The sequence below is a fragment of the Streptomyces bacillaris genome, from assembly GCF_003268675.1.
In the GTDB taxonomy this organism is placed as follows: domain Bacteria; phylum Actinomycetota; class Actinomycetes; order Streptomycetales; family Streptomycetaceae; genus Streptomyces; species Streptomyces bacillaris.
Genome location: NZ_CP029378.1, coordinates 1,100,868 through 1,117,128, shown reverse-complemented (window position 1 = coordinate 1,117,128; position 16,261 = coordinate 1,100,868). Strand labels below are relative to the sequence as shown.

14 protein-coding genes and 2 pseudogenes are annotated in these 16,261 nt (G+C 73.4%); 9 read left to right on the top strand and 7 right to left on the bottom strand.

Going from position 1 to position 16,261, the window contains the following annotated elements; translation table 11 throughout:
• Positions 1-117: 117 nt before the first annotated feature.
• Both DJ476_RS04595 and DJ476_RS04590 read right to left on the bottom strand, forming a co-directional pair.
• Positions 118-756, bottom strand: coding sequence for a response regulator (locus DJ476_RS04595; RefSeq protein ID WP_103417575.1), 639 nt, complete (start codon positions 754-756; stop codon positions 118-120).
• Complete coding sequence (locus DJ476_RS04590) at positions 753-2,102, bottom strand: sensor histidine kinase (protein WP_112489904.1); 1,350 nt, start codon at positions 2,100-2,102, stop codon at positions 753-755. Before DJ476_RS04590 ends, DJ476_RS04595 begins: the two co-directional genes overlap by 4 nt.
• A gap of 110 nt (positions 2,103-2,212) precedes the next feature.
• Between DJ476_RS04590 and DJ476_RS04585 the strand changes: the two genes are divergently transcribed.
• Together DJ476_RS04585 and DJ476_RS04580 are read left to right on the top strand one after the other, a co-directional pair.
• Positions 2,213-3,295, top strand: coding sequence for an ABC transporter permease (locus DJ476_RS04585; RefSeq protein WP_112489903.1), 1,083 nt, complete (start codon positions 2,213-2,215; stop codon positions 3,293-3,295).
• Entirely contained in the window at positions 3,292-3,975 is a 684-nt protein-coding gene (locus DJ476_RS04580; protein WP_103417578.1) for an ABC transporter ATP-binding protein, read from the top strand. The genes DJ476_RS04585 and DJ476_RS04580 overlap by 4 nt, the downstream gene beginning before the upstream one ends.
• A 35-nt stretch (positions 3,976-4,010) precedes the next feature.
• On the opposite strand, the gene DJ476_RS04575 is transcribed toward DJ476_RS04580, so the two are convergent.
• The gene (locus tag DJ476_RS04575) at positions 4,011-4,811 is read right to left on the bottom strand and encodes an IclR family transcriptional regulator (protein WP_053558640.1); all 801 of its coding nucleotides are present in this window, start codon (positions 4,809-4,811) and stop codon (positions 4,011-4,013) included.
• 359 nt (positions 4,812-5,170) lie between these two features.
• Between DJ476_RS04575 and allB the strand changes: the two genes are divergently transcribed.
• Complete coding sequence (allB, locus tag DJ476_RS04570) at positions 5,171-6,514, top strand: allantoinase AllB (RefSeq protein ID WP_112489902.1); 1,344 nt, start codon at positions 5,171-5,173, stop codon at positions 6,512-6,514.
• A gap of 65 nt (positions 6,515-6,579) precedes the next feature.
• Positions 6,580-7,700: pseudogene (alc, locus tag DJ476_RS04565) on the top strand (allantoicase).
• Positions 7,701-7,879: 179 nt separating this feature from the next.
• On the opposite strand, the gene DJ476_RS04560 reads toward alc, so the two are convergent.
• Together DJ476_RS04560 and DJ476_RS04555 are read right to left on the bottom strand one after the other, a co-directional pair.
• Positions 7,880-8,710, bottom strand: coding sequence for an aldo/keto reductase (locus tag DJ476_RS04560; RefSeq protein ID WP_103417581.1), 831 nt, complete (start codon positions 8,708-8,710; stop codon positions 7,880-7,882).
• A gap of 135 nt (positions 8,711-8,845) precedes the next feature.
• Positions 8,846-9,604, bottom strand: coding sequence for an SDR family NAD(P)-dependent oxidoreductase (locus tag DJ476_RS04555; protein ID WP_112489901.1), 759 nt, complete (start codon positions 9,602-9,604; stop codon positions 8,846-8,848).
• 192 nt (positions 9,605-9,796) lie between these two features.
• On the opposite strand from DJ476_RS04555, the gene DJ476_RS04550 reads away from it, so the two are divergent.
• On the top strand, positions 9,797-10,354 hold the full coding sequence (locus tag DJ476_RS04550) for a flavoprotein (RefSeq protein ID WP_112489900.1): 558 nt from the start codon (positions 9,797-9,799) through the stop codon (positions 10,352-10,354).
• A 143-nt stretch (positions 10,355-10,497) separates the two neighbouring features.
• Here the strand turns inward: DJ476_RS04550 and DJ476_RS04545 are convergent.
• A pseudogene (locus tag DJ476_RS04545) lies at positions 10,498-11,138 on the bottom strand (TetR/AcrR family transcriptional regulator).
• A 270-nt stretch (positions 11,139-11,408) separates the two neighbouring features.
• Here DJ476_RS04545 and DJ476_RS04540 point away from each other — a divergent pair.
• Positions 11,409-12,371: a DMT family transporter gene (locus DJ476_RS04540; protein WP_112489899.1), complete on the top strand. Its 963-nt coding sequence runs from the start codon at positions 11,409-11,411 to the stop codon at positions 12,369-12,371.
• A gap of 56 nt (positions 12,372-12,427) precedes the next feature.
• On the opposite strand, the gene DJ476_RS04535 is transcribed toward DJ476_RS04540, so the two are convergent.
• Positions 12,428-12,637 carry a hypothetical protein gene (locus DJ476_RS04535; protein ID WP_093751687.1) on the bottom strand — a complete coding sequence of 70 codons (210 nt, stop codon included), beginning with the start codon at positions 12,635-12,637 and terminating at the stop codon, positions 12,428-12,430.
• Between the two features lie 145 nt (positions 12,638-12,782).
• On the opposite strand from DJ476_RS04535, the gene DJ476_RS04530 reads away from it, so the two are divergent.
• The 3 genes from DJ476_RS04530 (at position 12,783) to DJ476_RS04520 (ending at position 16,256) form a co-directional block, all read left to right on the top strand.
• Entirely contained in the window at positions 12,783-14,003 is a 1,221-nt protein-coding gene (locus tag DJ476_RS04530) for a sensor histidine kinase (RefSeq protein WP_112489898.1), read from the top strand.
• Between the two features lie 368 nt (positions 14,004-14,371).
• On the top strand, positions 14,372-15,028 hold the full coding sequence (locus DJ476_RS04525; protein WP_404827457.1) for a response regulator: 657 nt from the start codon (positions 14,372-14,374) through the stop codon (positions 15,026-15,028).
• Positions 15,029-15,080: 52 nt separating this feature from the next.
• The gene (locus DJ476_RS04520) at positions 15,081-16,256 is read left to right on the top strand and encodes a cytochrome P450 family protein (RefSeq protein WP_112489897.1); all 1,176 of its coding nucleotides are present in this window, start codon (positions 15,081-15,083) and stop codon (positions 16,254-16,256) included.
• Positions 16,257-16,261: the final 5 nt, after the last annotated feature.

The window sequence follows — 16,261 nt, the reverse complement described above, 5'->3', positions numbered from 1 at the left end:
GCCGTTGACGGCCCGGGGCTCACGGCACCGGAGACTCGCGGCTCGGCAGCGGGACGGCCGGACTCAGCGGGTCGGCGGGACCCAGCGGGTCGGCGGGACCCAGCGGGTCGGGTCGGCTCAGCGGCGGATCAGCCTGCGGGCCGTCGCCGCCGCGACCGCGGCCGTACGAGAGTCGACGCCCAGCTTCGCGTAGATGTGCACCAGGTGGGACTTGACCGTGGCCTGGCTCAGGAACAGCTCCTTGCTGATGCGCAGGTTCGACAGCCCCTCCCCGACCAGGTGCAGCACCTCCAGCTCCCGCCGCGTCAGCGCCTCGGCGGGCGTCCGCATCCGGTCCATCAGCCGGTGCGCCACCGAGGGCGCCAGCGCCGAGCGGCCCGCCGCGGCCGTCCGTACAGCAGACGCCAGCTCCTGCGGGGGCGCGTCCTTCAGCAGATAGCCGCTCGCCCCCGCCTCCACCGCCGCCAGGATGTCCGCGTCGGAGTCGTACGTGGTGAGGATCAGGACCCGGGGGCCGCCGGGGACGGCGGTGATCGCCGCCGTGGCCTCGGAGCCGTGCATTCCGGGGCCCGGACCGAACTGGAGGTCCATCAGGACGACGTCGAAGCCGCCTGCCGCCGCCAGCGCCACGGCCTCCTCGGCGGTGGCCGCCTCGCCCGCGACCCGGAAGTCCGGCTCGGTGTCCAGGACCGCGCGCAGCCCCGCCCGTACGACGGGGTGGTCGTCCGCCAGCAGCAGCCGGATGGCGTCGCTCACGCGGCACGCTCCTCTCCGAGGACGGGTCCCCCCACCGGCAGCGTGACCGCCAGCGCCGTGCCCTGGCCCGGCGCCGACTCCACGCTCAGCGTGCCGCCCAGCGTGGCGGCGCGCGACCGCATCGCGGGCAGTCCGAAACCGCCGTCGCCCCGCTCGTCCACCGGCACCGCCGCCGGGTCGAACCCCCGGCCGTCGTCCACGACGTCCAGCGCCACGGAGGTGTCCATGAAACTCAGCGTGATCTCCGCCCGGCCCGCTCCCGCATGGCGCACGGTGTTGGCCAGCGCCGACTGGGCGGTCCGCAGCAGCGCCACCTCGTACGGCGTCGGCAGCTCCACCGGCGTACCGCTGACCGCGAACCGTACGGTGAGCCCCGGCCCGGTCGTCCGGGCGCAGAGCCGCTCCAGTGCGGCCGCCAGCGAACCGTGCTCCAGGTCCGGCGGCGTCAGCGCCCGTACGAAGGAACGCGCCTCGGCCAGATTGGCCTGGGCGGCCTCCCGGGCGGCGCGGACGTGGGCGGTGGCCGGGGCGTCCCCGGGCAGCGTGCGCTCGGCCGCGCGCAGGAGCAGCTGGATGCTGGACAGCCCCTGGGCGAGGGTGTCGTGGATCTCCCGCGCGAGGCGTTCCCGCTCGGCGAGGGTGCCCGCCGTCCGCTCCGCCTCGGCCAGCTCCGCCCGGGTGGCGACCAGCTCCACGATCAGCTCCCGGCGCCGCTCGCTCTCGCGGAACAGGGCGTCGTACCCGAGGACGGTGGCGATGGCGACGGCCGCGCCGAGCAGCGGGCCGATGAACGCGCCGGGGGCGATCTCCTGCCGGTGCGCGACGAAGCTGGTGATCGCGGCCGCGGCGGTGGCGAGAACGGCGGTCACACCCCAGCGGGTGGGCAGCAGATGCAACTGGAGGAAGTAGAGCGGGAAGGCCACCCAGAGGGCGTCGGGGGAGAGCACGAGCAGCACGATCCAGAGCGCACAGAGCCCGCCCAGCCAGACGGCGACGGCCCGGGTCCCGGGGCGCAGGGACGGGGAGAACGCCCGGCCCCGTGGCCGTACGGTCTCCATCTCCGTCTCCGTCTCCGTTTCCGCCCCCGCCCAAGCCTCCGCCCCGCCTTCCGGCCGTACGGCGGCGGTACGCGTCCCCGAGCGCGCGGGCGCACCCCCGCGCGTCCCCGCCACCGCCCCCGCCCCGTACACCGCCGCCATCACCACCACCAGCGCCGCCACCGCCCCGGCGTGCGGTGCGCCCTCGCCCGCCGCACGTACCGCCACCAGGGCCAGCAGGCCCGTCAGCAGGGCGTGCAGGCAGAGCCGCAGGGCAGCGGTGACGGGGGTGTGCGAACGCGAATCCATGGTCCGTCCAGCGTAGCCGCGGTCCCCGCGGCCGCGGTCAATCGAAAGTTTGATCCGACTACCGTCCCCCGCGCGATGTCCGCCCGCCCCGGACAGCCGACGATGGAGGCATGTTCGTCGCATGGAGAGACCTCCGGTTCGCCAAGGGCCGGTTCGCGCTCATGGGGTCGGTCGTGGTCCTGATCACGCTGCTCGTGGGCCTGTTGTCCGGGCTGACCGCCGGTCTGGCCCGGGAGAACATCTCGGCCGTCACCGGGCTCGACGCCGACCACCTCGCGTTCGCCGCCCCGCGCGGGGACCAGGAGGTGTCCTTCACCAACTCCACCGTCCGCGAGGACGACTGGCGGGCCTGGGCCGACCGCCCCGGGATCGAGGCCGCCCAGCCGCTGGGCATCCGGACCCTGAACGCCACCGCCGCCGGTGAGCGTACGGCCCCGGTCTCCGTCTTCGGCGCCGAACCGGACGGCACGCTCGCACCGGAGGGCATCGCCCCGGGGCGCGTCGTGCTCTCCGAGAAGGCGGCCGAGGAGCTGGGCGCGGCGCCCGGCGACAAGATCGCGCTCGGCCGGGTGGAGCGTGAGGTCGCCGCCGTGGCGGGAGACGCCTCGTACAGCCACACGCCCGTCGTCTGGACGACGCTCGACGACTGGCAGCAGATCGGCCACGACGGCGCCGGACCCGCCGAGCAGGCCACCGTGATCGCCCTGACCACCACGGCCGGAGCCGATCTGGCGGCCGGGGACGAGGCGGCGGAGACCCGTACGCTCTCCCTCGACGACTCGCTCACCGCGATCGGCTCCTACCAGGCCGAGAACGGCTCGCTGCAGCTCATGCGCGGCTTCCTCTTCGCCATCTCCGCCCTCGTCATCGGCGCGTTCTTCACCGTCTGGACCATCCAGCGCAGCGGTGACGTGGCCGTACTGAAGGCGCTCGGCGCGTCGACCCCGTACCTCCTGCGGGACGCGCTCGGGCAGGCCGTGGTGATGCTCGTGATCGGTACGGGGCTCGGCACCGCGCTCGCCGCCGGGGCCGGGGTCCTGATCGACGGGGGCCCGGTGCCGTTCGTGCTGGAGCCGGCCACCGTCCTGGTCCCGGCCGTGATCATGATCGCCCTGGGTGCCCTGGGCGCCGCCCTGTCCATCCGGCGGATCACCGCCGTCGACCCGCTCACCGCACTCGGGAGTGCCCGATGACGCTCACCCTCACCGACGTGACCCTCACCTACCCGGACGGCGAGGGCCGGCTCACCGCCCTGGACCGGGTCTCGCTGGAGGTCCCGGCGGGCACGCTCACCGCCGTCGTCGGACCGTCGGGCTCGGGCAAGTCCAGCCTGCTGGCCGCCGCCGCGACCCTGGTCACCCCGGACTCCGGCGAGGTCGTCGTGGCCGGTACGCGGACGGGCCCGCTCACCCCGGCGGCGCGGGCGGCCCTGCGCCGGGAGCACATAGGGATCGTGTTCCAGCAGCCCAACCTGCTGCCCTCGCTCACCGCCGCCGAGCAGCTCCAGGTGATGGCCCACCTGGCGGGCGGCCGGACCCGGGAGGCCCGCCGCCGGGCGCTGGAGCTGCTGGACGCGGTGGGCCTGGCCGACCGGGCGGACCGGCGGCCGCACCAGCTCTCGGGCGGTCAGCGCCAGCGGATCAACATCGCCCGCGCCCTGATGAACGAGCCCGAGGTGCTCCTCGTCGACGAGCCGACCAGCGCCCTCGACCACGAGCGCGGGGCCGCCGTGCTGGACCTGCTGGTCACCCTGACCCGGGAGCGCGCCACCGCCACGGTGCTGGTCACGCACGACCTGGCGCACCTGGACCGGATGGACCGCACGGTGACGATGGACGACGGACGGCTGACGGTACCGGCGGAGGCCCTCTAGGGATCAGCCGTCCGCCGACCGTACGGGAGCGGCGCTCAGCCCGCCGTCCCGTTGCTCGCCAGCGCGTCCGACAGCTCCTTGGCGACCTGCTGGAGGATCGGCACGATCCGCTCCGTCGCCTGCTCCGTGACCCGGCCCGCCGGGCCCGAGATGGAGAGCGCGGCCGAGGTGGGGGAGTTGGGCACGGAGACCGCCAGGCAGCGGACGCCGATCTCCTGCTCGTTGTCGTCCACCGCGTACCCCGCCCGGCGCACCTGCTCCAGGGCGTCCAGGAAGCCTTCCGGGGTGGTGATCGTCTTCTCGGTGGCGGCCGGCATCCCGGTCCGGGCGAGGAGCGCGCGGACCTCGTCGGCCGGGGTGTCGGCCAGGAGCGCCTTGCCCACACCCGTGGAGTGCGGGAGGACCCGGCGGCCGACCTCGGTGAACATCCGCATCGAGTGCTTGGACGGTACCTGGGCGACGTACACGATCTCGTCGCCGTCCAGCAGCGCCATGTTGGCGGTTTCACCGGTCTCCTCGACCAGCCGCTGGAGGTAGGGGCGGGCCCAGGTGCCGAGCAGCCGGGAGGCGGACTCGCCCAGCCGGATCAGGCGGGGGCCGAGGGCGTAGCGGCGGTTGGGCTGCTGGCGTACGTAACCGCAGACGACGAGCGTGCGCATCAGCCGGTGGATGGTCGGCAGGGGCAGACCGCTGCTGGCGGACAGCTCGCTCAGCCCGACCTCGCCCCCGGCGTCGGCCATCCGCTCCAGGAGGTCGAAGGCGCGCTCGAGCGACTGCACCCCGCCGCTGGCACCGGAGGGCTTGGAGTCGGCTGTGCTGGCGTGGGACGGCGGCACGTCAACGGTCCTTTCGAAGCGGAAGGCAAGGCAGCAGCCTACCGGGCGCCGCCCGATCGGCCCACAGCTGTCCGCCCGGCGTCCGTGCCGGTCAGGGGCTGTTTTGTCCCGGTGCCGACGGTGTGGCGGCGGTCGGTGCGGCGGTGCGGTGCGGCCTCTCCTGGCCCATGCTACGTTCCGCGCTCCGAAATTCGACTTTTACTTTGTGGAAACCTCCAGTCGATCCACTGCGGCTGCCTGCCCGCCCTCCGTGGAGGAGGGTGGGGTCTTGACGAGGGTGGTTCCCGAGTGAAGACTCCTGGGCAGATTCAACAGTTCGTTGAATTCCTGGAGTGATTCCTGGAACGAAGGAGCATTGGGTGTCCGGTCCGGACGTGAACCTGGTACTGCGCTCGACGCGCGTCGTCACCCCCGAGGGCACCCGCCCCGCGACGGTCGCCGTCGCGGGCGGCACCATCGACGCGGTCCTGCCGTACGACACCGAGGTGCCCGCGGGCGCCCGCCTGGAGGACCTGGGCGACGACGTCCTGCTCCCGGGCCTGGTCGACACCCACGTCCATGTGAACGACCCCGGCCGCACCGAGTGGGAGGGCTTCTGGACCGCCACCCGCGCCGCGGCGGCCGGCGGGATCACCACGCTCCTGGACATGCCGCTCAACTCCCTCCCGCCGACCACCACCGTCGAACACCTGCGGATCAAGCAGCAGGTCGCCGCCCCCAAGGCGCATGTGGACACGGGCTTCTGGGGCGGGGCGATCCCCTCCAACGTCAAGGATCTGCGCCCGCTGTACGAGGCCGGGGTCTTCGGCTTCAAGTGCTTCCTCTCGCCCTCCGGGGTGGAGGAGTTCCCCGAGCTGGACCAGGAGCAACTGGCCCGCTCCATGGCGGAGATCGCCGGATTCGGCGGACTGCTCATCGTCCACGCCGAGGACCCGCACCATCTGGCCGACGCCCCGCAGCGTCCCGGCCCCGCCTACGCCGACTTCCTCGCCTCCCGCCCGCGCGACGCCGAGAACACCGCGATCGAAGGGCTCATCGCCCATGCCAAACGGCTGAACGCCCGCGTCCACGTCCTGCATCTGTCGTCCTCCGATGCCCTGCCGCTGATCGCCGCAGCGAAGCGCGAGGGTGTCCGCGTCACCGTCGAGTCCTGCCCGCACTTCCTCACCCTCACCGCCGAGGAAGTCCCGGACGGGGCCACGGAGTTCAAGTGCTGCCCGCCCATCCGCGAGGCCGCCAACCAGGACGTCCTGTGGGCCGGGCTCGCGGACGGCACGATCGACTGCATCGTCAGCGACCACTCGCCGTGCACCACGGACCTCAAGACCCCGGACTTCGCCTCGGCCTGGGGCGGGATCTCCTCCCTCCAGCTAGGCCTGCCCGCCATCTGGACCGAGGCCCGCAGGCGCGGCCACTCCCTGGACGACGTCGCCCGCTGGATGTCCGCCGCCCCGGCGGAGCTGGCCGGGCTGAGCCGCAAGGGCGCCATCGAGGCCGGACGCGACGCGGACTTCGCGGTGCTCGCCCCCGAGGCGACGTTCACGGTCGACCCCGCCGAACTGTTCCACCGCAACCAGGTCACCGCCTACGCCGGAAAGACCCTGCACGGCGTGGTGCGCTCCAGCTGGCTGCGGGGGGTCCGCATCGCCGCCGACGGCGAACTCGCCGAGCCCACCGGCCGCCTCCTGGAGCGGGACCGCTGACCGCGTCATCCGGCCGCCCGCCCTCGTACGCGGCCACCGACCGTCCCCGAAAGGACCCCTCACCCATGACGGACGCCGAGATACCCCGCTTCACCGGTGACGCCCTCCCGTACGCGGGCGGCGACCCGTACGCCGACCACCGCACCGCCGACTTCCCCTTCACCCACCTCGTCGACCTGGCCGACCGGCGCCTCGGCGCCGGGGTCATCGCCGCCAACGACGAGTTCTTCGCGGAGCGCGAGAACCTGCTGAAGCCCGAGCCCGCCGTCTTCGACCCGGAGCACTTCGGCCACAAGGGCAAGATCATGGACGGCTGGGAGACCCGCCGTCGACGCGGGGTGAGCGCCGCCGAACCGCACCCCACCCCCGACGACCACGACTGGGCCCTCGTCCGCCTCGGCGCCCCCGGGGTCATCCGGGGCATCGTCCTGGACACCGCCCACTTCCGGGGCAACTACCCGCAGGCCGTCTCCGTGGAGGGCGCGTCCCTCCCCGGCTCCCCGTCCCCGAGGACCTCCTCGCCCCCGACGTGAAGTGGATGGTCCTCGTCCCGCGCACCCCGGTCGGCGGCCACGCGGCCAACGGGTTCGCCGTCGACGCCGAGCAGCGCTTCACCCACCTGCGGATCAACCAGCACCCGGACGGCGGGATCGCCCGGCTGCGCGTGTACGGGGAGGTCGCCCCGGACCCCGCCTGGCTCGCCGCCCTCGGCACGTTCGACCTCGCCGCCCTGGAGAACGGCGGCCAGGTCGAGGACGCCTCCGACCGCTTCTACTCCCCGGCCACCAACACCATCCAGCCCGGCCGCTCCCGCAAGATGGACGACGGCTGGGAGACCCGCCGCCGGCGCGACCGGGGCAACGACTGGATCCGCTACCGCCTCGCCGCGCAGTCCGAGACCCGGGCCGTCGAGATCGACACCGCCTACCTCAAGGGCAACTCGGCGGGCTGGGCGAGCCTCTCGGTACGGGACGGGGAGGACGGCGACTGGTCGGAGATCCTGCCCCGGACCCGGCTCCAGCCCGACACCAACCACCGCTTCGTACTGGACGGCCCGGTGCGCGCCACCCACGTACGGATCGACATCTTCCCGGACGGCGGGATCTCCCGGCTGCGGCTGTACGGCTCCCTCACCGAGGCCGGCGCCGACACCCTGGCGGCCCGCCACCGGGAGCTGGGCGGCTGACAGCGGACGACGACCGGTGGGCCGCCGCGATCACTGGGGGATCGCGGTGGCCCACGGGCCCGTAACGGCGGCGGCTCGGCACACAACAGCCCCGTCCGCCGCCCGCAATACCACAGGCCACAGGCCTGCCGGAACACCACAGGCCCGCCCGCAACACCACAGGCCCGTACGTCCGCCGCTCAGAATTCCTCGTGGGTGTCCGGGTCGCCGCCGAAGCGCCGTTGCCGCCCCGATGCGATCGTGGTCAGCTCCTGGGCCGTCAGCTCGAAGCCGAACAGGTCCAGGTTCTCCCGCTGCCGCCCCGGATCGGCCGACTTGGGGATCGGCACCGCCCCGAGCTGCGTGTGCCACCGCAGCACCACCTGCCCCGGTGTCACCCCGTGGTCCTCGGCGATCGCCACCGTGGACGGGTCCTCCAGCACCTCCCGGCCCCGGGCCAGCGGGCTCCAGGCCTCCGTGACGATGCCCTTCGCCGCGTGCACCGCCCGCAACTCCTCCTGCGGGAGCAGCGGATGCATCTCGATCTGGTTGACCGACGGCAGCACGCCCGTCTCGCGCTCCAGCCGCTCCAGATGGGCGGCGGTGAAGTTGGAGACGCCGATGGACCGGACGAGACCGTCCTCGCGCAGCCGGATCATCGCCTTCCAGGTCTCGACGTACTTGTCGACATGGGGGAGCGGCCAGTGGATCAGATACAGGTCGACGTACTCGACGCCGAGGCGGGCCCGCGACTCCTCGAACGAGGCGAGCGTCTCCGCGTACCCCTGGTGCCGCCCCGGCACCTTCGTGGTCAGCCGGATCTCCTCGCGCGGGACACCGCTGCGGGCGATGGCCCGGCCGGTGCCGGTCTCGTTGCCGTAGTTGAGGGCGGTGTCGATGAGCCGGTAGCCGAGGTCCAGGGCTCCCGCGACGGCCTCCTCCGCCTCCGTGTCGTCCAGCGGATAGGTACCGAGGCCCACCGCCGGGAGAGTGGTGGAGTCGTTGAGCGTATGAACGGGTACGTCGCCCATGGTCCGCGCTGTCCTTCCGGTCGGCCCTGCCTCGGTCACGTCTGCCCCGCCCCGGCCAGCGTAGGCGCGCGACCGGAACGGGGCAGCTCGACGGAACCGCAGCCTCCGGGCTCCGTGCTCCGGGCGCCCGACGGCTCAGGCCGCGTGGCCGCCGTCCACCACGATCTCCGTACCGGTGATGAAGCCCGCCTCCGCGCTCGCCAGGTACGCCACCAGGGAGGCCACCTCCTCCGCCGTACCGAAACGGCCCAGCGCGGTGGCCGCCCGCTGCCCCTCGGCGAGCGGCCCGCCCGCCGGGTTGAGGTCGGTGTCCACCGGGCCGGGCTGGACCAGGTTGACCGTGATGCCACGCGGCCCCAGCTCCCGGGCGAGCGGCTTGGTCAGCCCGACGAGGGCCGACTTGCTCATCCCGTAGAGCGTCGAGCCGGGCCCGCCCACGTACCGGCTCAGGGCGCTGCCCACCGAGACGATGCGCCCGCCGTCGGCCAGCCGGTCCGCCGCCGCCCGGCAGGCGAGGAAGACCGCCCGGACGTTCACCGCGAGGAGCCGCTCGACCTCGGCGTCCGGCAGCTCCGCGATCGGGCCGAGGACCCCGATGCCCGCGTTGTTGACCAGGACGTCGAGCCGCCCGAGCACGTCCGCCGCCTCGTGCACCGCCCGCCCCGCAGCCCCGGCGTCCGCCGCGTCGACGCGCAGGGCCACCCCGCGCCGGCCCGTCCCCTCGATCTTCGCCACGATCGCACGCGCTGCCTCCTCGTCCCGTACGTAGGTGATGGCGACGTCCACCCCCGCCTCCGCAAGCCGCAGGGCGACGGCCGCGCCGATACCCCGGCTGCCCCCGGTGACCAGGGCGGCCCGGGGAGCTGGGGCGGTGATGCTGATGGTGCTGGACATGATGGGGTTCCTTGCCTTCGGGGAGCGCCGCCGATCCGGCGACGGGTTCCAGCAAAGTCGCTCGGAGGCCCGGAGACCGGCGGGAATCGGACGCCATGTGATCCGTGAGTCGGTCGCGGACACGGCCGCCCGCAACTGTCGTCGTACGCTGCCTGAACCGCACCACTTCAGCCGCCAACTGGGAGTCCCCGCGTGAGCGATCAGTCCGGGCACGGGGCGGGCAAGCCGTTTCTGTACGTCGTCGTCTGTGCGGCAGGCATCGCCGGTGATGTGGGACAGCTGATCACGGCGGCCCAGCAACGCAGTTGGGACGTCGGGGTCGTTGCCACCCCTCAGGGTCTGGGCTTCATCGACGCGCCGTTCATCGAAGCGCAGACCGGCTACCCGATCCGCTCGGCCTGGCGGGCCCCCGCCGACCCGCGCCCTCTCCCGCCCCCGGACGCCATTGCTGTCGTACCGGCGACGTTCAACACGATCAACAAGTGGGCGGCCGGGATCTCGGACACGCTGGCGCTGGGCATCCTGTGCGAGTCGTACGGCCTCGGTGTCCCCACCGCCGTCCTGCCGTACGTGAACGCCGCCCAGGCGGCCCACCCCGCGTACGCCGAAAGCCTTCAGAGGCTGCGGGACATGGGTGTCCTGATCGGTTCCTACGAGCCCCACCGCCCCAAGTCCGGCGGCGGGGCGGACCGATTTCGGTGGGAGGAAGCGCTGGACCTACTGGCACCCAGGCTGTCTCCAAAGGCGTGACCACCTGTACCGGAACTTCGGCGCAGAGGCGATGCACGGGTCTTGACGAGGTCCAGACGACAGGAAAGGCCCCGGTCACTGACCAGGGCCTTCACCGAAGAGCGGGTAACGAGGATCGAACTCGCGCTCTGGGCCTGGAAAGCTCAGAGCACCGGCAGCGTCGCGCTCTCCGTCGCCGCCGTCCGCAGCCGGGCCAGGATCGCCCGGGCCGCCTTGGCGTAGCCGAGGCTGTTGTTCTGGAGCACCGATTCCGCGTTGGCCAGTTCCAGGAAGGCGATCACCTCGAAAGCGAGCTGGCGTACGTCGGTGTCGTCGGCCAGTTCGCCCGCCGCCCGTGCCTCCTCGATCGTCTCCTCCACGAAGGTGACCCAGCCGGTCTGCGCCGCGGCCAGGGCGTCGTGCACCTTGCCGCCGCGGGCGTCGAACTCGGCGGTGGCCGCGTAGAAGAAGCAGCCGCCCCGGAAGACCCGGTCCCGGGAGTACGCGATCCACGCCTCGCACATCCGCCAGACCCGGCCGACCCCGGCGGGACAGCACGGGCCGGGCGCAGCACATGGTCGACGTAGACCGCGACCGCGGCGCGCACGGTGGCGAGCTGCAGCTCCTCCTTCGACCCGAAGAGGGCGAACACCCCGCTCTTGCTGAGCTTCAGCTCGGTCGCCAGCCGCCCCAGCGAGAGGCCCTCCAGGCCCTCCACCGAGGCGATCTGCACCGCGCGCCCCAGGACCAGCTGCCGGGTCTGGTTGCCCCGCTCGACCCGCCCGTCCAGCCGTACTGTCGCCATGTGACCACTCCGTGCCTCAGAGTTATCGAGGCGTCATTCTAGGGACGGCCACGGGCGCTGCCGGACCACCGGCCGCTTGCGCCGCCGCCCCTCCTACCGGCGCGCCCTGCCCCTGACCACGGGCGATACCGGCGGGCAGGCCGGGCGGGATCCGGCCCGTGAGACAGGTGTTCCCTTCCGCCGCGCCCGGCGCGTAGCGTGATCGTTCCGCGTGTGAGCCGGCGAGGTCTCCACCATCTGTCCCCCCGTGGAGAACCAGGAGCATCGAAGGTGTCCGCTGCCGTCGCGCCCGCCCTCGTCCCGTCCCGCCGGGCCTGGCTCACCGATCTGCCCGTGCTGGCGGTCGCCGCCGTCTGGGGCGCCAGTTACCTCGCGGCCAAGGGCATCACCACCACCCACACCGTGATCGCCGTCCTCGTCCTGCGCTTCTCGATCGTGCTGCCCGTCCTGGTGGTGGCCGGGTGGCGCAGGCTGCGGGCGCTGACCGGGGCGCAGTGGCGCGGGGCCGGGCTGCTGGGGCTGGTGCTGAGCGGGATCTTCCTGCTGGAGACGTACGGGGTGGTCCACACCTCGGCCACCAACGCCGGGCTGATCATCAGCCTCACCATGATCTTCACGCCGCTCGCCGAGGCCGCCGTGACCCGCGTCCGGCCCCCGGCCTCCTTCGTCGCCGCCGCCGGGCTCTCCGTCGCCGGGGTGGTCCTCCTGACCCAGGGCGGCGGCTTCACCAGCCCCTCGGCCGGTGACCTGCTGATGCTGCTCGCCGCCCTCGCCCGTACGGTCCACGTCCTGGCGATGGCCCGGATCAAGGCGGTCCGGTCGGCCGACTCGCTCTCCCTGACCACCGTCCAGCTCGGCAGCGCGGTCGCCGTCTTCGCCGTGCTGGTGGCTCTCCCGGGGACGGGCGCGTCCCCGTGGAGCGTGGCGGCGGACTTCGGGCCCCGGGAGTGGGCCGGGCTGGTTTTCCTCTCCGTGTTCTGCACGCTCTTCGCGTTCTTCGTGCAGATGTGGTCCGTACGCCGCACCTCGCCGTCCCGGGTCAGCCTGCTGCTCGGTACGGAACCGCTCTGGGCCGCCGCCGTCGGGATCGGCCTCGGCGGCGAACGGCTCGGCGTCCTGGGGGTGGCCGGTGCCGTCCTCGTCCTGGCGGGCACGGCGTGGGGGCGGCGCAGCGTGGACGGCGGGGACCGGTCCGGGGCCCGAGCCCGGGGCGGAAGCCCCGCTCCTTCCTGACCGCGTGTGTCGCATGTGCTAGGAGCAGGGCTCTTTTCTGACCACGTGTGTTGCGGTCAGGACTTCTTCCGGACCGCGTCCGGCGCGATCATGATCGCGAACCCCGTCACGATCAGCACGATGCTGACGAACAGCGCCCGGTCACCGAAGAAGTCCATGTGCCGGGCCAGCGTCCACAGCCGCAGCCACCCCGTCCACTCGTAGACCAGCCCTCCGATGCCCTGCAGCAGGATGATGAACCCGACCGCCTCGATGAGTTTCTTCATGCGCCGAGCCTCCCGCCCGCCCCGCCCCCGCCGCGTCGGCCGCCCGGCCCCTTCGCCGCGACGAAAGTAGCGGGCCGTACGACTTTGGTCGCTCCCTCGCCGCGCGGGACGCGTTCCGGCCACCGGGCTGCGTAACTTTGTCGATATGACGCGCACCGAGTACCGCTGGCTGCTCCCCTCGGCGATGGCCGATCCCGAGCTGCCCGGCGACCGGGCCCGCAGGCGGCGGACCGTACGCGACTGGGTCGTCGACATCGCGGCCTTCCTCTGCGCGGCCTTCATCGGCATGGTCGCCGTCTCCGTGATCGACGCCGACGAGTCCACGGCCGACGTGGTGGTGTTCGTGGACTCCGTGGTCGGCGCGGCGGCCTGCTGCGCGCTCTGGCTGCGGCGGCGCTGGCCCGTCGGGCTGGCCGTGGCCCTGACCGCGGTCGCCGTCGTCGAGCCCGTCGCCGTCGGCGCCCTGCTGGTCGCTCTGTTCAGCCTGGCCGTCCACCGCCCGCTCAAGCCGACGGCGATCGTCGGCGCGGCGGCGCTGGTCACGGTGCCCGTCCAGCCGCTCGTGCGCCCCGACCCGCAGACCGGTTACGTGGCCTCCGTCCTCTTCGGGGTGCTGCTGGTGCTGCTGGCGCTGAGCTGGGGCCTGGGCGTACGGTCCCGGCGCCAGCTCGTCCTCTCGCTCCGCGAACGGGCCCGCCGGGCGGAGACGGAGGCGGAACTCCGCGCCGAACAGGCCCAGCGGCTGGCCCGGGAGGCCATCGCCCGCGAGATGCACGACGTCCTCGCCCACCGGCTCACCCTCCTCAGCGTCCACGCCGGAGCCCTCGAATTCCGGCCCGACGCCCCCACCGCCGAGATCGCCCGGGCCGCCGGGGTCATCCGGGACAGCTCCCACGAGGCGCTCCAGGACCTGCGGGAGATCATCGGCGTGCTGCGCGGCCCCGGGGACACCGGCGAGGGCGAGCGGCCGCAGCCCACCCTCACCACCCTGGACGCGCTGATCGAGGAGTCCCGGCAGGCGGGCATGAGGGTCACCCTCGACCAGCGCGTCGCCGCCCCCGAAGCCGCCCCCGCCGCCACCGGCCGCACGGTGTACCGCATCGCCCAGGAGTGCCTGACCAACGCCCGTAAACACGCCCCGGGCGCCGAGGTCACCGTCACCGTGACCGGCGGCCCGGGCGACGGGCTCACCGTCGAGGTGGCGAACCCGGCCCCCAACGAACCCTTCGAACGGGTCCCCGGCTCCGGCCAGGGCCTCATCGGCCTCACCGAACGTGCCACCCTCGCCGGGGGCAGCCTGGAGCACGGCCCCACACCGGACGGCGGCTTCCTGGTCCGAGCCCGACTGCCGTGGCCTGCGGCGTGAGGTGTGCCACGGCTGCCACGGTCGCCTGGGCCGGTGGGGAGGCGGCGGGCACTGGCGCGCGGACTGCCGGCCCCGGGTGCTCCCGTACGGTCCCCATCGCGCGACCCTCCGGGGGAGCCGGCCCCGGGCGCTCCCGTACGACCCCCGCCGGGGCCGTCGGCGTCTCCGGTGCCTCCGGAGGCACCGGGCCCTCCAGGCCCCCGCCCCCGACCGCACGGCCCCAGGCCGCCGGTGGCGTACGGCCCGCTGGCTACGGTGGCCGTCATGAACACCCCGGCACCGCCACCCCTCCCGCACCCCCTCCCGCCTCCGCGACCCCTCCCGGTACCCCGCCCGTCCGGCTGCTCGTCGTCGACGACGACCCGCTCGTGCGGGCCGGGCTCACCCTGATGCTCGGCGGGGCCGAGGGCATCGACATCGTGGGGGAGGGCGCGGACGGCAGCGAGGTCGCCGCCCTCGTCGGACGGCTGCGACCCGACGTCGTCCTGATGGACATCCGGATGCCCGGCATGGACGGGCTCGCCGCAACCGAGGAGCTGCGCCGCCGCCCCGACGCGCCCGAGGTCGTCGTTCTGACCACCTTCCACGCCGACGAACAGGTCCTGCGGGCCATCCGCGCCGGAGCGGCGGGTTTTGTCCTGAAAGACACCCCGCCCGCCCAGATCGTCGACTCCGTCCGCCGGGTCGCCGCCGGAGACCCGGTGCTCTCGCCCACCGTCACCCGGCAGCTCATGGACCGGGCGGCGGGCGGTGCGCAGGACGAGCGTGCACCCCGGAGGGAGCGGGCGCGCAGGCGGTTCGCGGAACTTGCCGAGCGGGAGCGGGAGGTGGCGGTCGCCGTCGGACGGGGACATTCCAACGCCGAGATCGCGCGCGGGCTTTATCTCAGCGTCGCCACCGTCAAGACCCAGGTTTCACGAATTCTCGCCAAACTCGACCTCAACAACCGTGTCCAGATTGCCCTGTTGGTCCACGATGCCGGACTGCTCGACAGCGACGGCGAGGAGGACGGCGGCCTACGCTGAGGGAACCGAGAGGTGCCGGGCGGACCGGACCGGAAGAGGGGGCTGACCGACGATGGCCATGCTCGATCTGCGGGAACTGCCGGATTTCACGGCGAACCCCTACCCGTACTACGCGAAGCTGCGCGCCGAGGGGCCGGTGCACACGGTGCGCACCGAGCAGATGGAGCGGATCTGGCTCATCGTCGGTTACGAGGAGGCCCGCGCGGCCCTCGCCGACCAGCGGTTCGGCAAGGACTGGCGCGCCACCGGGCGGTGGGCCGACGAGGTCAACCCGATCAGCTCCAACATGCTGGAGCTGGACGCCCCGCACCACACACGGCTACGGCGGCTCGTCGCGCGGGAGTTCACGCCCCGCCGCATCGAGGCGCTGCGCCCCCGGGTCACCGAGATCACCACCGAACTGCTCGACGCGATGGTCCCGGCCGGCTCCGCCGACCTGGTCGACGCGCTCGCCTTCCCGCTGCCGATGACCGTCATCTGCGAACTGCTCGGCGTCCCCGACATCGACCGGGACGCCTTCCGTGCGCTGTCCAGCGCCATCGTCACCCCCACCCCGGCCCAGCGCGAGGCGGCCGACCCGGTCGGCGCGATGAGCGACTACCTCGTCCAACTCATCGAGGAGAAACGGAGTTCGCCCGGCGACGACCTGATGAGCGCCCTGATCAGGACCCGCGACGAGGGCGGCGACGGACTGTCCGGCGAGGAACTGGTCGGCATGGCCTTCGTGTTGCTCGTCGCCGGTCATGAGACCACCGTCAACCTGATCTCCAACGGGGTACGGGCCCTGCTCGACCACCCGGACCAACTCGCCCTGCTCCGCGCCGAACCCGGGCTGCTGGAGGGGGCGGTGGAGGAGATGCTGCGGTACGACGGCCCGGTGGAGACCGCCACCTTCCGCTTCACCCGCGAGGAGATCACCGTCGGCTCCACCGTGATCCCGTACGACGAACCCGTGCTCGTCGCCCTCGCCTCGGGCGGCCGGGACCCGGAGAAGTTCACGGACCCGGACACCTTCGACATCCGCCGCGCACCCCAGGGCCATCTGGCCTTCGGCCACGGGGCGCACTACTGCCTGGGCGCCCCGCTCGCCCGCATGGAGGCCCGGATCGCCATCGGGGCGCTGCTGGAGCGCTGCCCGGAGCTGGCCCGCGACCCGGCGGGCGGCGAGCCGGAGTGGCTGCCCGGTCTGCTGATGCGCGGGGTCCGGCGGCTGCCGGTGCGCTGGTAGGGCGA

Coding starts and splice junctions, on each gene's coding strand:
- DJ476_RS04560 (WP_103417581.1), bottom strand. CDS start 8,710: ATGGGCGACGTACCCGTTCATACGCTCAACGACTCCACCACTCTCCCG.
- DJ476_RS04555 (WP_112489901.1), bottom strand. CDS start 9,604: ATGTCCAGCACCATCAGCATCACCGCCCCAGCTCCCCGGGCCGCCCTG.
- DJ476_RS04520 (WP_112489897.1), top strand. CDS start 15,081: ATGGCCATGCTCGATCTGCGGGAACTGCCGGATTTCACGGCGAACCCC.
- DJ476_RS04535 (WP_093751687.1), bottom strand. CDS start 12,637: ATGAAGAAACTCATCGAGGCGGTCGGGTTCATCATCCTGCTGCAGGGC.
- DJ476_RS04580 (WP_103417578.1), top strand. CDS start 3,292: ATGACGCTCACCCTCACCGACGTGACCCTCACCTACCCGGACGGCGAG.
- DJ476_RS04585 (WP_112489903.1), top strand. CDS start 2,213: ATGTTCGTCGCATGGAGAGACCTCCGGTTCGCCAAGGGCCGGTTCGCG.
- DJ476_RS04590 (WP_112489904.1), bottom strand. CDS start 2,102: ATGGATTCGCGTTCGCACACCCCCGTCACCGCTGCCCTGCGGCTCTGC.
- DJ476_RS04530 (WP_112489898.1), top strand. CDS start 12,783: ATGACGCGCACCGAGTACCGCTGGCTGCTCCCCTCGGCGATGGCCGAT.